Annotated in this window: 1 protein-coding gene; it reads left to right on the top strand. The window is 58.6% G+C overall.

Features of this window, described 5'->3' with window-relative positions:
* Positions 1-280 (top strand): hypothetical protein (locus B0D78_RS13020; RefSeq protein ID WP_168170142.1); only part of this gene is annotated, 280 nt, incomplete at both ends.

The following is a 280-nucleotide window of genomic DNA, read 5'->3' as shown; positions in this document are numbered from 1 at the left end:
GGCTTCACCGTCAGCAACGAAGCCGGAACGAAACAGGACATCACCCTCGGCGGCGCGTCCAAAAAGAACATCAAGTTCAAAGGCGAAGCCAACAAAATCCTCGTCGAAGTCGCCAACGCCTCCGACGGCGCCACCGTCACCGTGAAGACCGACCCGGACCTCGGAACCAACCTCAACATCGCCAACAATTCGGCCATCACCGCGTTGAAAGACGGTTTTAACCTGAAAGCCGGCAGCACGACGAACAACGTGCAGCTGGGCGGAACTTCGGTTCCGACCG

This window comes from Pyramidobacter sp. C12-8, assembly GCF_002007215.1.
Taxonomy (GTDB): domain Bacteria; phylum Synergistota; class Synergistia; order Synergistales; family Dethiosulfovibrionaceae; genus Pyramidobacter.
Note: the sequence above shows the minus strand (reverse complement) of the source record. Positions and strands in the feature narration are given on the sequence as shown.